The sequence below is a fragment of the Haloarcula onubensis genome (genome assembly GCF_031624605.1).
Taxonomy (GTDB): Archaea; Halobacteriota; Halobacteria; order Halobacteriales; family Haloarculaceae; genus Haloarcula; species Haloarcula onubensis.
Window position 1 is genome coordinate 107824 of the sequence record NZ_JAMQOS010000009.1, and the last position, 13077, is coordinate 120900.

General features: G+C 70.0%; 15 protein-coding genes. 4 read left to right on the forward strand and 11 right to left on the reverse strand.

Annotation, left to right across the window (positions count from 1 at the left end; translation table 11 throughout):
- The first annotated feature begins 6 nt into the window (after positions 1-6).
- Together NDI86_RS21320 and NDI86_RS21325 are read left to right on the forward strand one after the other, a co-directional pair.
- The gene (locus NDI86_RS21320; protein ID WP_310902293.1) at positions 7-903 is read left to right on the forward strand and encodes an extracellular solute-binding protein; all 897 of its coding nucleotides are present in this window, start codon (positions 7-9) and stop codon (positions 901-903) included.
- Positions 878-1687 carry an ABC transporter permease gene (locus tag NDI86_RS21325; RefSeq protein ID WP_310902294.1) on the forward strand — a complete coding sequence of 270 codons (810 nt, stop codon included), beginning with the start codon at positions 878-880 and terminating at the stop codon, positions 1685-1687. The genes NDI86_RS21320 and NDI86_RS21325 overlap by 26 nt, the downstream gene beginning before the upstream one ends.
- A gap of 13 nt (positions 1688-1700) precedes the next feature.
- Here NDI86_RS21325 and NDI86_RS21330 read toward each other — a convergent pair whose 3' ends face one another.
- The 3 genes from NDI86_RS21330 to NDI86_RS21340 form a co-directional block, all read right to left on the reverse strand.
- The gene (locus NDI86_RS21330) at positions 1701-1874 is read right to left on the reverse strand and encodes a DUF8106 domain-containing protein (RefSeq protein ID WP_310902295.1); all 174 of its coding nucleotides are present in this window, start codon (positions 1872-1874) and stop codon (positions 1701-1703) included.
- A complete protein-coding gene (locus tag NDI86_RS21335) occupies positions 1871-2116 on the reverse strand; it encodes a DUF8028 family protein (protein WP_310902296.1) in 246 nt (81 codons plus the stop codon). Before NDI86_RS21335 ends, NDI86_RS21330 begins: the two co-directional genes overlap by 4 nt.
- Before the next feature lie 342 nt (positions 2117-2458).
- On the reverse strand, positions 2459-4063 hold the full coding sequence (locus tag NDI86_RS21340) for a DUF7827 domain-containing protein (protein ID WP_310902297.1): 1605 nt from the start codon (positions 4061-4063) through the stop codon (positions 2459-2461).
- 330 nt (positions 4064-4393) lie between these two features.
- On the opposite strand from NDI86_RS21340, the gene NDI86_RS21345 reads away from it, so the two are divergent.
- Together NDI86_RS21345 and NDI86_RS21350 are read left to right on the forward strand one after the other, a co-directional pair.
- The gene (locus NDI86_RS21345) at positions 4394-4537 is read left to right on the forward strand and encodes a hypothetical protein (RefSeq protein ID WP_310902298.1); all 144 of its coding nucleotides are present in this window, start codon (positions 4394-4396) and stop codon (positions 4535-4537) included.
- An 83-nt stretch (positions 4538-4620) separates the two neighbouring features.
- Positions 4621-5805, forward strand: a complete 1185-nt coding sequence (locus NDI86_RS21350; protein WP_310902299.1) for an outer membrane protein assembly factor BamB family protein — start codon at positions 4621-4623, stop codon at positions 5803-5805.
- Between the two features lie 18 nt (positions 5806-5823).
- Here NDI86_RS21350 and pfkB read toward each other — a convergent pair whose 3' ends face one another.
- The 8 genes from pfkB to NDI86_RS21390 all read right to left on the reverse strand — a co-directional run bounded on the left by pfkB (position 5824) and on the right by NDI86_RS21390 (position 12999).
- Complete coding sequence (pfkB, locus tag NDI86_RS21355) at positions 5824-6720, reverse strand: 1-phosphofructokinase (RefSeq protein WP_310902300.1); 897 nt, start codon at positions 6718-6720, stop codon at positions 5824-5826.
- Entirely contained in the window at positions 6717-8087 is a 1371-nt protein-coding gene (locus NDI86_RS21360; RefSeq protein ID WP_310902301.1) for an aldehyde dehydrogenase family protein, read from the reverse strand. The genes pfkB and NDI86_RS21360 overlap by 4 nt, the downstream gene beginning before the upstream one ends.
- Before the next feature lie 3 nt (positions 8088-8090).
- Positions 8091-8879, reverse strand: a complete 789-nt coding sequence (locus NDI86_RS21365; RefSeq protein ID WP_310902302.1) for a class I fructose-bisphosphate aldolase — start codon at positions 8877-8879, stop codon at positions 8091-8093.
- Positions 8880-8979: 100 nt separating this feature from the next.
- A complete protein-coding gene (locus NDI86_RS21370; protein ID WP_310902303.1) occupies positions 8980-9420 on the reverse strand; it encodes a PTS fructose transporter subunit IIB in 441 nt (146 codons plus the stop codon).
- Positions 9417-11096, reverse strand: a complete 1680-nt coding sequence (ptsP, locus tag NDI86_RS21375; protein WP_310902304.1) for a phosphoenolpyruvate--protein phosphotransferase — start codon at positions 11094-11096, stop codon at positions 9417-9419. The genes NDI86_RS21370 and ptsP overlap by 4 nt, the downstream gene beginning before the upstream one ends.
- A gap of 2 nt (positions 11097-11098) precedes the next feature.
- Positions 11099-11377 carry an HPr family phosphocarrier protein gene (locus tag NDI86_RS21380; protein ID WP_310902305.1) on the reverse strand — a complete coding sequence of 93 codons (279 nt, stop codon included), beginning with the start codon at positions 11375-11377 and terminating at the stop codon, positions 11099-11101.
- The gene (locus NDI86_RS21385; RefSeq protein ID WP_310902306.1) at positions 11374-11847 is read right to left on the reverse strand and encodes a PTS sugar transporter subunit IIA; all 474 of its coding nucleotides are present in this window, start codon (positions 11845-11847) and stop codon (positions 11374-11376) included. Before NDI86_RS21385 ends, NDI86_RS21380 begins: the two co-directional genes overlap by 4 nt.
- Positions 11848-11853: 6 nt before the next feature.
- Positions 11854-12999 (reverse strand): PTS fructose transporter subunit IIC, encoded by a 1146-nt coding sequence (locus tag NDI86_RS21390; protein ID WP_310902307.1) that lies wholly within the window; start codon positions 12997-12999, stop codon positions 11854-11856.
- Positions 13000-13077: the final 78 nt, after the last annotated feature.

Sequence of the window (13077 nt, forward strand, 5' to 3'; positions counted from 1 at the left end):
GATTCCATGCGTAGAGACGTAGCGGGCCCCAGTCGACGAGCGCTCCTCTCGGCGCTGCCCGCCTGCGTACTCGCGGGCTGCTCGGGTGCGCTGGGCGGGGGCGAGACGGTGTCGATGCTCGTCGCCGGGAGTCTCAACGACGCCGTCGAGAACGGCCTCCGTCCGGCGGTGGACACGCGGCTCCAGTCGGCGGCCCACGGCTCGGCCGAGGTGGCTCGGCTGGTCGCCGACGGCGCCAAGGACCCCGATATCGTCACCCTCGCCGACGTGGCCCTGTTCGACGCGCTGCTGTCGGCCGAGTGGGTCGCCGAGTTCGCCACGAACGCGCTGGTCGTCGTCTACGACCCCGACACCGTGGCCGGCGACCGGCTGGCCGGCGGCGCGCCGTGGTACGAGGTGTTGCTGGACGACGACGTCTCGCTGGGTCGGACCGACCCGGACGTGGACCCGCTGGGCTACCGGACGCTGTTCTGTCTCGCCCTCGCGACCGACCACTACGGGACGGACCGGGACCTCCGCGAGGCCGTCCCGCGGCCCGACCAGCGTTACCCGGAGACACAGCTCGTCAGTCAGTTCGAGACCGGGGCCATCGACGTCGCCATCGCGTACCGGAACATGGCCGAGGCGCGGGGGTACGACTACGTCGACCTCCCGCCCGAAATCGACCTCAGCGACCCCGCTCTCGCGGACCGCTACGGCGCGGCCAGCTACGAACTGCCCGACGGCACCGTCGTCTCGGGCGACGTCATCAGCTACGGCTCGACGCTCCGTCACGACGCTCCACCGACTCGTGACGTCTTCGAGACACACACCACGGGCGCGTACCTGACCGAGTTCGGGTTCACCGTCCCCGACGACTACCCCCGATACCGAGGCAATGTCCCGGACGGAATCGCGAACTGAGGCCCTCGTCGGCCGGGTCGACCCCCGCTCGGCGGCGGTCCTCCTCGGCGGACTCCTGCTCTGTTACTATCTGGTGCCGCTGTTCTCGCTGCTCTTGAGCCAGCCGCCGGGGGTGGTTCTGCAGCGTCTCCGGTCCCCGACAGTCGCCTCCGCGGCGGTCACCTCGCTCACCGCCTCGCTGCTCAGCACGGCCATCGCCGCGGTCTTCGGTCTCGGCCTCGCGTACTGGCTGGCCCGCGTCGACGGGCCGCTCGGAACGGTGGTTACGTCGCTGGTCGTTCTGCCGCTCGTGTTACCGCCGGTGGTCAGCGGGATGCTCCTGCTGACGGTCGTCGGCCCGGGGACGCTGCTGGGGCGACTGGCGGCCGCGAACGGCCTGCCACTGACCCGCTCGCTGGTCGGGGTCGTCCTGGCACAGACGTTCGTCGCATCGCCGTTCGTCGTCATCACGGCCAAGGCCGCCTTCGAGAGCGTCGACCGGAGCCTGGAGGACGCCGCGCGCACGCTCGGACAGAGCCGCCTCGCCACGTTCCGCCGGGTGACGCTGCCGCTGGCCTGGCCCGGTATCCTCGCCGGCATCACGCTCGCGTTCGCCCGCGCCATCGGGGAGTTCGGCGCGACCATCATGCTCGCGTACTACCCGCGGACGATGCCGGTCCAGATATGGGTCTCCTTCACGACGCTTGGACTGGAGAACGCCTTCCCGGTGGCGGTCGTGCTCGTCGGTGTCGCCGTCGCGACGATACTCGTCCTCAACGTCCTGGGGACGACCCCGCTGGAGTGACGGCCGGAGGGCGTCAGGCCCGCGGCCGGTCGACGACGCAGTCCCCACAGCGGGGACACAGCAGGCGGCGCCGGGTGGTCCTGTCGTCGCCTATCCAGTCGCCGTCGGGCGGGCTCTCGTGGTCGCAGGTCGGACAGAAGAGGCGGGTCTTGGCGGGGCGCTGTCGGGATTCCGGTTCGAGGGTCATCTGGTGGGGGTGTACGAGTGACCGAGGGCGGCACAGCAGACGTTCAACACGACCAGCCCGACGAGCACCGCGGGCGCGGCCGTGGCGACCCCCGACAACAGCACGGCGAGGATGACCAGGGGCAGCGGGATGCTCGCCCAGAACGCCGCGCCGCTGAGGGCTCTCCGAGCCTTGCCGACCAGGCGGTCGGCGTCGGTGGACGGGGCGGGCAGTCGCGGGGTGGAGGGGTCGAGCGTTGACATTGGGTGGTGGCCTATCCACTCCATCACCGGGTAGCTGCATATAAATACCAGACCGCTAGGACGGATTCAGCACGATTCACCCGTCTTGGCTCCTTTCAGTTCGTTTCACCGTCCAGTGTGGCCCGCTGAAACTATTTTAAAATCGACGAGACGTTTTACCGGCTGCGTAGCGGCCGTAACTGGTACGGGCGAACGTCTCCGGGAACGATGGCCGACCGGTGCGTCTCCCGACGAGTTCCGGACCCGACTCCCCGGGTCGCGGGCCGCTTCGAGTACCGTCGTCGTCGGGCGCGCCGTGTCACCGAGGACTCTCCGGCTCAGGGCGCGTCGACTGTGGGCGTCTCACCCCTCGGACAGGACCAGCGTCGCGATGGCGTCGGGGTCGTCGACTGTCGGGCTGGTCTTTGGCCCGCTGGCGACGGACATCCGGTAGTCGGTGGCATCGAGCAGGTCGGAGCCGGCCGGCTGGTTCCCCTCGAAACTCCCGTCGGCGGTATCGACCGCCGAGACGACCGTGTCCGGGCCCGCTCTGAGCGTGTCGCTCGGGGTCCCGTTCGCGGCCAGGTAGCTGTCGAACTCGACGGTCGCGACGCCGTCGCGGTCGCCGTCTTCCAGTTCGGCGACGACGGCGTATCCGTCGTCCTCGATTGTGCCGATTTGCAGCGTTGCGACACTGGTAGCGTCGAACTCGACGGTGATGCTCGCCGTCTCCCCGCGGGCGATGACGTAGACGTTTTCGCCGAACTCGGCCGACGGGTCTCTATCGCTCGATTCAGCCGTCGCGGTCGGTGTCTCGGTTGCAGGCGACGCCGGCGTCTCCGCACCCGCATCAGCCGCCGTGTTGGCCTCGGGCGTGGCCGTCGACGGGGCGGGCGCGTCGGGAGCGACGCCGTCGCCCGACTGGGTGTCCGAGGACTCCGACCCGGGCATACTGGTGACTAGCCAGGCCCCGCCACCGATACCGGTGAGTCCGACGAGCCCGACTGCCGCTCTCCGGGTCAGCGCGGTGTCGTCGTCATCGCTCGCCGCCTGTTCTGCCTCGGCAGTGGGGCTGTCGCCCCCTTCGTCCGGTCTTGCGTCCGTGTCCGTGGCGGCAGTCGCCGCCGCCTCCGACCCCCTCTCGGTCACTTCGTCGTCCGTTTCGCCGCTATCGGGGTCGAACGACCCGAGGAACGCGCGGCTGAACACGTACGGGGACGCCTGCCGGTCGGCTGGCTGTTCGGACAGCGCCCGCAAGACCGCTTCGTCGAGCGCGGGAGGAACCGTGTCGACGTACTCGCTCGGTGGTGACGGAGCCACGCCCGCATCGGCGTCTCCGTCGGGCGCCCTGCCGGTCAGCGCGAAGTACGTCACCGCGCCGAGCCCGTAGACGTCGCTCCGCTCGGTCGGCTGGCCCGGCTCGGCCCGAAGCTCCGGCGCGGTGTACGGCGTGGGCTCGTACTCGCCGACTGCCGTCCTGATAGCCGCTTCGAGTCCGAAACCGCCTATCTGAACCGACGGCTCGTCACCCGTTGCCGACACGTAGACGTCCGACGGCGAGAGGTGGCCGTGGACGGTGTTGTAGAGCCCGAGCGTCCGGAGTGCGTCCGCGGTTTCGCTCACGACGGAGCCGATAGCCGCCGGTGAGAGCTCTGACTGGACCGCTTCGAGCGCCGCTCCCGGCTCCGCCGGGACTGCAATCCAGGGCCGAGGGGTGTCGTCCCGGTGGCGTACCGAGACGATGGTCGCGTTCGCCGCCGCGTTGGCCCACTGGTCACTCACCCGGGTGAAAGCGTCGACCACGTCCTCGTTCCCGGCCAGTGCCGGTGCGGGGGTGTAGACACGGACTGACTCCGACGTGTCTGCAAGCACACCGGTGTACTCGTGCAGGTAGTCACTGCACTCGCCCCGCCGGGCGTCCTCGAGTTTCGGCGTCTCCGCCGCGAAACGGTCAGTCGGTTCGGTCATCTAACGGGTAATATCAAAGCAGACGCAAATACCTCCTGTCGATATCCGCTACTGAGTTGTAGACCCCTCACGCGGCGCAGTGCGAGTCGCTGCTTCCCGGGGGCTCTCACATCTCGCCTCCCCGTTCGTTTGTAATTCGGCCGGCGGCTCTTTACCAGATCACCGCCGTCGCTTCAACGTCACTCCGACAGCGAAAGTCATCTAGACACGTGGTTGTCGTCGTTTGGCTCTCTCTAACTAACACGTCTGCAGCCGTCACTACGGCAAATTACCCATCCGACGATGGCCCAGACAACAGGAACGGGTGATACCCCGTGACGAACGGTCCCGATGCTTGAGACGCTGCGCTCGCTGTTCGGTGGCGACGGCGCCGTCGTTCACGAGTGTCGACAGTGCGGACGGACCGTCGACCGGGACACCGACCGCTGTCCGGTCTGTGGCACCGACAGCATCGCGCGGTATCCGGTCGAGTGACGGTCCGGCGGGCGCGACGGCGTGACGGAACGTTGCGGGGCGTATCGGATGGATTTATTTCGGGGGCTACGAAAGAGGTGCGCATGTCCGGGCGACAGACGCGACGACGGTTCCTCGCGACACTCGGGGTGGCTGGGGCGGGCGCGCTGGCTGGCTGTTCCAACGACTCCGAAAACCGCACCCCGACGGGTGGTCCCTCCATCCCCGCCGATATCGGTCGCTGGCCGATGTTCGGCCACGACGCGGCCAACACGGGGTCGGCGCCCGACGAGACGGGCCCGACGACAAACGTCATCACCCAGTGGGGGTATCCCACGGGGAAGCAGGTGTTCTCCTCGCCGGCGGTCGTCGACGGTAGCCTCTACGTCGGGAGCAACGACGGCGCCGTCTACGCGCTCTCGGCCGTCAACGGCGCCCGGCAGTGGTCGCTCGAAACCGGGGGACTGGTCCGCTCGTCGCCCGCCGTCGACGGCGGCACCGTCTTCGTCGGCAGTTTCGACGGCTACCTCTATGCCCTCTCGGCCGGCACCGGCGAGGTGCAGTGGCGCTACGAAGCGGGCGGTTCGGACAACCCGCTCATCGACCGCGTCGCGGTCCGTGCCTCGCCGACCGTCGCCGACGGGACGGTGTACGTCGGCAGCGACAGCGACCGGGTCAGCGCCGTCTCGACGGACGGGACCGAGCAGTGGACCGCTGACACCGGCGGGTCGGTGCGGACGGCCCCAGCGGTGGCCGACGGGACGGTGTACGTCGGTACCGACGGCGACGTGGTCGCGCTGTCGACCGACGACGGGAGCGAGCAGTGGGCCGTCGACGTCGGCGATACGGTCACGGGGTCGCCCGCGGTGGCCGACGGGACGGTGTACGTCGGTACCGACGGCGACGTGGTCGCGCTGTCGACCGACGACGGGAGCGAGCAGTGGCGCTACGGGACCGGCGCCCCGGTCCACGCCTCGCCCGCGGTGGCCGACGGGACGGTCTACGTCGGCACCGACAACGACAGCGTCGTGGCGCTCTCGGCGGCCGGCGGGGACGAGCAGTGGTCGTTCGGGACCGGCGACGCGGTCCGGTCGGCGCCCGCCGTCGTCGGGGGCAACGTCTACGTCGGGAGCGACGACACGAAGCTGTACATCCTCTCGGCGAGCGACGGGACCGTCCAGTGGGAGCTATCGACCGGCGGGCCGGTCGAGAGTTCACCGGCAGTGGTGGACGACGTCGTCTTCCTGGCGAGTGGCGACGGCAATATCTACGGGCTGACGGCGCCCTGAGGCGACGAAAAACGGGTCTCAGACCGGCTCGACGCCGTTTGGGGCCGGCTCTGGCAGTTCGGGGACGTTCGTTCCGGGGGTCGAGACCGCCGCGGTGGCGGCGACGACCCCGGTCTGTAACGCGACAGCCTCGTCCGCGCCGGCGTCGACGGCCGCCAGCACACCCGAGAGCAAGGCGTCGCCCGCGCCGACGGTGTCGACGACCTCGCAGTCGAGAGCGGGCTGGTGGACGGCGCCGTCGTCGGTCACGAGGACGGCCCCGTCGGCGCCCAGCGAGGCGAGAACGCGGTCAAAGCCCGTCGCTCGGAGTTCCTCGGCGGCGTCGACGGCCGACTCGCGGTCCTCGATGGTCCGTCCCGTCGCCGCTTCCAGCTCCGGGGCGTTCGGCTTGCACAGGGCGTAGTCGGCGTCAAGGTCGGCGAGCAGCGGCCCGTCGACGTCGACGACCGTCTCCCAGGGCCCGGCTTCGGCGAGCCGGTCGATGGCGTCGGTGTCGAGTCCCGGCGGGAGGCTGCCGGCGACGACGACGGTCTCCGGGGCCAGCGACGACAGGCGCTCCGCTATCGCGTCTATCTCGGCGGCCGAGACCGTCGGGCCGCGCTGGTTGAGCTTGTACTCGCCGTCGGTCGCGAGTACGGTCGAGTTGAGCCGCGTCGTCCCGTCGATGTCGACGAAGCGCGACTCGATGCCCTCGGCGGCGAGTCGCTCCGTGACGAACCGGCCGAGGAAGCCCCCGACGACCCCGGTCGCCACAGTCTCGGCCCCCATCGCGGTGAGGTACTTCGAGACGTTGATACCCTTCCCGCCGGCGTCGAACTGCGCGTCGTCGACGCGGATGACCTCGTCGGGCGAGAGTGGCCGGTCCGTCCGGACCGTCTGGTCGACTGCCGGGTTGAGCGTGACGGTGGCTATCATCTGGTTCGCACCCGTTTGGTCCGCGTGAGCCGCTCGATTGCCGCCGTTGCGTCTCCGTCCAGGCCGACCCGTCCGTCGGACGCCTCGGTGTCGGCCGCTCCGGAGCCGTGTATCTGGACCCTCCCCGCGTCGACGGCGTCGGCCACGTCCATCGCCAGGCTGTGCCGGTCGGTGAACACGCGGACGAGACCCAGCGGCCCCGTCTGGGTCGCCAGTCGCAGCGCCGTCCCCGCCGACTCGAACGGCGTCACCGGGACGACCGGGCCGGGCACTCGTTCGCGGCGCAGCGCCGACTCCCGTGGCACGTCCGCCAGCACGGTCGGTTGGCAGGTGCGTCCCTCGACCTCGCCGCCGCGGACGACGGTGGCCCCCGCGGCCACCGCGTCGTCGACCTGGCGCTCGACTCGCCGGGCGGCGGCCCCGTCGGGCAGCGTGCCGACGACCGTCGACTCCCCGAAGGGGTCGCCGGTCTCCCAGTCGGCCACGCGGTCGGCGAGTCGCTCGACGAGCCCCGCCTGGACCGACTCGTGGGCCAGGACCCGCGTCGCGCCGACGAGCCGGCGACCGACCGCGCTCGGGCCGCCCGCGGTGATGGCGGCCGCGGCCGCGTCCAGGTCCGTGTCGGGGTAGACGACCGTCGTCGCACCGCCGCCGAGCCACTGTTCGAGCCGCGTCACGCCGACGGCTCCCGCCGAAAGCACTGCGTCGGCCTGCCCGTCGTCGCCCGCGCCGTCGGCCGCGGGGACGAACCCCGCGACCCCAGTCGGCACGGTCGACCGGACCGTCTCGGCAAGTAGCGAGGTGGTCACGGCAGCCGTCGGCGGGGGCGTCAGGACGGCGGTGTTACCAGCGGCCAGCGCGGGAGCGACCTGGAGGGCCGCCGTCGCGAGCGGCGCCCGCCCGGCGGGTCGACAGCGCACGACCCCGAGGGGCGCCGCCGTGACCAGGCTGTTGTCGCCCCCGCGGTCGGGCGTGGTCCAGGTGCGGTACTTCCCGGTGAGCGACCGGAGCGTGTCGCCGACGCGGTCGAACTGGTCGGCCGCGGCCGCTACCTCCGCCCGGGCGCTCGTTATCGGCACGCCGGTCTCCCGGACCAGCGCGTCCGCAAGCTCCGCCTCCCGGTCGCGGACGTCGGCCGCGATGCGCTCACACCAACTTGCCCGACCCGCGACGGTCGTCTCCCGGACCGACGGCCGGGCGGCCTCGGCGGCCGCCAGCGCGGTCGCGACCGCCTCCGAGCCTCCGAGGGCGACCGTCGCAAGGAGGTCCCCGGTCACGCTGTCGCGAACGTCCACCGCGTCGCGCGCGGCGAGCGGTTCCCCCTCGACGACGGGCGTCACGTGGGGCTCGGCCTGTGCGGTGACCATCGGTTATCCCTCCAGGACCTCCTCGGCCGTCGCCTCCTCGAAGACGACCGGGTCGAGCTTGTCGAGGATGGCCTCGGGGTCCTCGCGCTGCCAGACGTTGCGGCCGACGGCCAGGCCCGAGACGCCGACGTCCATGCAGTCTTCGACGAGTTCGAGAAAGTCGCGGTCCGAGGTCTTCGACCCGCCCGACAGCAGGACGCGGTTGTCGGCGGCGCTGCGGACGGCGTGGGCCATCGCCGCCTTGCTGCGGGGGTATTTGACCTTCGTGAAGTCCGCGCCCAGTTCCAGGCCCAGTCGGGCGGCGTAGGCGATGACGGACTCGCTGCGGTGGGACTTGACGGCCTGGCCGCGCGGGTACGACCACATCGCGATGGGCAGGTCGTGGTCGCGGGCGGCCTCCTGGACCGGGCGGAAGTCCTCGAACATATCCGTCTCGCGGTTGACGCCGGGGTAGATAGTGTAGCCGATGGCGTCGGCGCCCAGGTCGGCGGCGTACTCGACGGACCAGTTCTGTGGCGAGTAGGGGTCGCCCATCCAGAGGTCCGAACTGCCGTTGAGCTTCGCCAGCAGGTTCACGTCGTCCTCGTAGCTTGGATAGTAGGTCTCGGCGAGTCCCTTGCCCACGGCCAGCGCCGTGACGGCGTCGTGGGTCGCCATCTCGAACACCTCTCGCGGGTCGAGGCGCTCCTCGACGCCGCTGAACTGTTTCGGGCCGTGTTCGAGGCCGTGGTCGTGAGCGAGTACGAGCGTCTTGTCGTTGCGAACGAGCGGTGAGTCGGTGAAATCGTACATGTGTGTCTGTTTGGTGGTCTGCGTGTGGTCGTGTCGTCGGCGATGCGGTGGGACAGCGGTTCGGCCCTCGGGCGACCGGGTCGGCGCGATAGCGGCGCTATCAGCTCAGCAGGCGCTTCAGTCGGGCGACGAGGCTCTTCGAGCGGTCGCCGCCGCGGCGCACGTCCGGAGAGCCGCTGTCGTGGTCGTCGTCGTCGGCCGTGTCGCTATCGACCGTGACCTCGGTGTCGGCGTCGCCTTCCGCTGCCGCCTCGGCTTCGCCCATGAGGCCCTCGACGTCGTTGACGGCGTCCTTGATAGTGCCCTTGACGAGCGGGACGTCGTCGAAACGGTCCCGATTCACGGCGGTGTCGGCGGCGATGATGGCCGCGTCGGCCGCGTCGATATCCTGGGCGGTCAGTTCGTTCTCGGCGCCCATCGCGCCCTGAATCTCGACTTTCATGTCGTGACCGCGTCTTTCTGCTTCCTGTTCTAGGTTCTCGGCGCCCATCTGACTGTGTGCGATACCGGTCGGACAGGCGGTGACTGCGACGAATTTCATTGTATTGTATCGTGTACTTCGCTGCGCGTTGCGACACGGCGGGCGCTGTCGGCGCGCTCGCGTGCGGCGCTGTACTCGGTCTCGCCCACGGCGACTTTCACGTCGGGGATGGTGACGGCGCTCATGCTGAGTTCGTCCAGACCCAGCCCGACCAGCAGTTCGGTCACGTCGGGGTTACCGGCCATCTCGCCGCACATCCCGACCCAGGCGTCGTTAGCGTGGGCCTGTTCGACGGTCTGGCCGATGGCCCGGACCACCGCCGGATGTGTCGGGTCGTGGAGATGCCCCACGCGCTCGTTCTCGCGGTCGGCCGCCATCACGTACTGCGTGAGGTCGTTCGTCCCGATAGAGAGGAAGTCGACGCGTTTCGCGAACTCGTCGGCCATGAAGACGGCGCTGGGCGTCTCGACCATCACGCCCAGCGAGGGGCGCTCGTAGTCGACACCTCGGTCCTCTAAGTCCGCGGCGGCGTCGTCGACGGCGTCGATGCTCGCCTCCAGTTCCTCGACGGTCGCCACGAGGGGGAACATCACGTTCAGTGCCCCGGCGCCGTCGGCCGCGGCGCGCAGGAGCGCCCGCAGTTGCGTGCGGAACAGCTCCGAGTCGGGGTCGAGCGACCGCCGGATGCCCCGTTCGCCGAGGAACGGGTTCTCCTCCTCGGGCAAATCGAGGTACGGTATCTGTTTGTCCCCGCCGATGTCGAGCGTGCGGACGACGACGCGGCCGTCCGGGAACGTGTCCAGCGCGTCCCTGATGGCCTCGTACTGCTCGTCTTCCTCGGGCGGGGACTGCCGGTCGAGGAAGAGGAACTCGGTCCGGTAGAGCCCGACGCCGTCGGCGCCACGCGCGGCCGCGGGTTCCAGTTCCTCCGGGCGGCCGACGTTCGCGGCGACCTCTAACTCGCGGCCGTCGCTCGTCTCGACCGACTCCTCGACGACGTCGGCGCCCTCGGCTGCCGTCGCGGCCTCGCGCTCGGCGTCGTCGGGCTCGACCAGCAGTTCGCCCGCGTCCCCGTCGACGACGACCTCGGTGCCGTCCGCGACATCGTTCAGGTCCTCGCCGAGGCCGACCACCGCGGGCAGCGCGAGCGAGCGGGCGAAGATGGCCGCGTGGGAGGTCCGCCCGCCAGTCACCGTGGCGAAGCCGGCCACCGTCTCGGGGTCGAGCTGGGCCGTGTCGCTCGGCGTGAGCCGCTCGGCCAGGACGACGCTCCCCTCGGGCAGGTCCGCGAGGTTCACGCGCTCGCCGCCGGTCAGCAGTCGCAGCAGGCGGTCCCGCACGTCACGGAGGTCGTCGGCGCGCTCGGCCATCCGACCCTCCATCCCCTCGAACTGCTCGATGTGCCCGCCGAAGGCGTCGTCGACGGCCAGTGCGGCGGGCTTGCCGTCGTCGATGCTCGCCTCCACCGCGTCGGCGATTGCCGGGTCCTCCAGGAACTGGATGTGGGCGTCGAAGATGGCCGCCTCGTCCTCGCCGACCCGCTCGGCGGTCGCGTCGCGCTCGCTCTCGAGTTCGGCGCGGGCGGTCTCGACGGCGTCGGCGAAGCGGTCCATCTCGGCGTCTTCGTCGACCGCCTGGCTCGCGTCGGGCAGCGTGATTTCGGGGTCGTACCAGACGACGGTGCCGAGTCCGGAGCGGGGCGTCGCGCCGGTGCCGGTGAGTGTACGGGATGCCATGTCTACGCCTCTAGTTCGTCCTCGGGGGTCGTCAGTATTCGCTCTAGCTCGTCGAGCACGCGCTCGCCGTCGGGACCGTCGGCGACGAGGCGGAGTTCGTCGCCCTGGCCCACGCCGAGGCTGGTGACGGCTATCATCGACTGCGCCGGGACCAACTCGCCCCCGGGCGGACCGGCCTCGACGTCGGCCTCGTGGTCGTTGACGGTCTCGACGAACAGCGCCGCCGGGCGGGCATGGAGCCCCGCCTCGGGGACGATTTCGACGGTGCGCTCGTCGGTCATCGAATCGCCTCCCGCAGCGTGTCCTGCACCTCGCTCTCGTCCTCGGCCTCGTGGAGGCGTTCGCGCACGTCGTCGTGCATCAGCGCCCGCGAGAGCGAACTCAGTATCTGCAGGTGGTCCTCCCCGCCCTCTTTGGGGACGAGTATCATGAAGACGAGCGTCGCCGGCTCACCGTCCATCGAGCCGAAGTCGACGCCCGCCTCCGAGCGGGCGAAGGCGAGTGATGGCCGGTTGACGGCTTCGGTCTTCGCGTGGGGGATGCCGATACCCATGCCGACGCCGGTGGTGGTCTCTTCTTCGCGGGCCAGCAGGGCGTCGAGGGCAGCCTGGCGGTCCTCGACGCGGCCCGACTCGACGACGAGGTCGAGCAGGTACTCTATCGTGGCCTCCTTCTGGGCGGGCGGTTCGGACAGCGAGATGTGACTCGCCGGAATCAGTTCGTCGATGTCGTCGGTGATTGTGTCGGTCATTGTGTGTCAGTCGTCGCTCGGCTGTGCGGTGCTCGCGCTCGATTCGGCGCCGGCGTCGACGCGGTCCTCGAAGTCGGGCTTGAGGACCAGCGCGACGGCCGCCGTGACGAACGAGCCCAGGACGATACAGGCAAGGAACATGAACGGCTTGTTCGACAGCGGGATGACGAAGATGCCGCCGTGGGGCGCGGGCATCGTGACGTTCATCGCCATCGAGGCGGCGCCGCCGACGGCGCTGCCGGCCACCACGGCGGGGATGACGCGCAGGGGGTCGGCCGCGGCGTAGGGGATGGCGCCCTCCGTGATGAACGAAAAGCCCAGCACGACGCCGCTCTTTGCGTTCTCGTACATCTCGGCCGCGTACTTGTGCGGGGAGATGAAGTTCGACAGGGCGAGTCCGATGGGCGGGACCATCCCGCCGATCATCACGGCCGCCATCGGGGCGTAGATGCCCTCGGTGATGAGCCCCGTCGAGAAGACGTAGGCCACCTTGTTCACGGGCCCGCCCATGTCGAAGGCCATCATCCCGCCGAGGATGATACCGACGACGACGGCCTGGCCGCCCTGCATCGACTGCAGGAAGCCGGTCAGCGCCGCGTTGGCCAGCGCCACCGGGACGCCCAGCACGAACAGCATGATTGGGGTCAGGACCGCCATCGTCGCGATGGGGATGATGAGTACGGGCATCATCGGGGCCAGGAACTCCGGCACGTCCAGGCCCTTGAACCAGCGCGCGACGTAGCCGGCAAGCAGCCCGGCGACGATAGCGCCCAGATAGCCGGCGCCGGCCTCGCCGCCGGAGAGGCCGATGACCGTCGCCGCCTCGGCGACGACGTTGCCCTGCTGGATGATGTAGGCCAGCAGGAACCCGGGCGCGAGCCCCGGGCGGTCCGCGATGGCGTAGGCGATGTAGGCCCCCAGGATGGGGACCATGATGGTGAGGCCGGCGACGCCGACCTGGGCGAGGAACCAGCCCGGCGAGCCGGTGTTTGAGAACACTGCCTCGGTATCTCCTACCGCGTACGCGAGGGCGAGGAAGATACCACCGATGGTGACGAACGGAATCATGAACGACACCCCGGTCATCAGGTCCTCCTTGACGGAGGTCAGATGCGACCGGAGCATGCGTTCGGTGTTGCTGCTCTCTGACATTGGTGCGACACCAGCAGCTACGTCCACTATCTACCATAAACGTTAGCGTTTATGCTCGAATACGATTGAAAGTGTCCA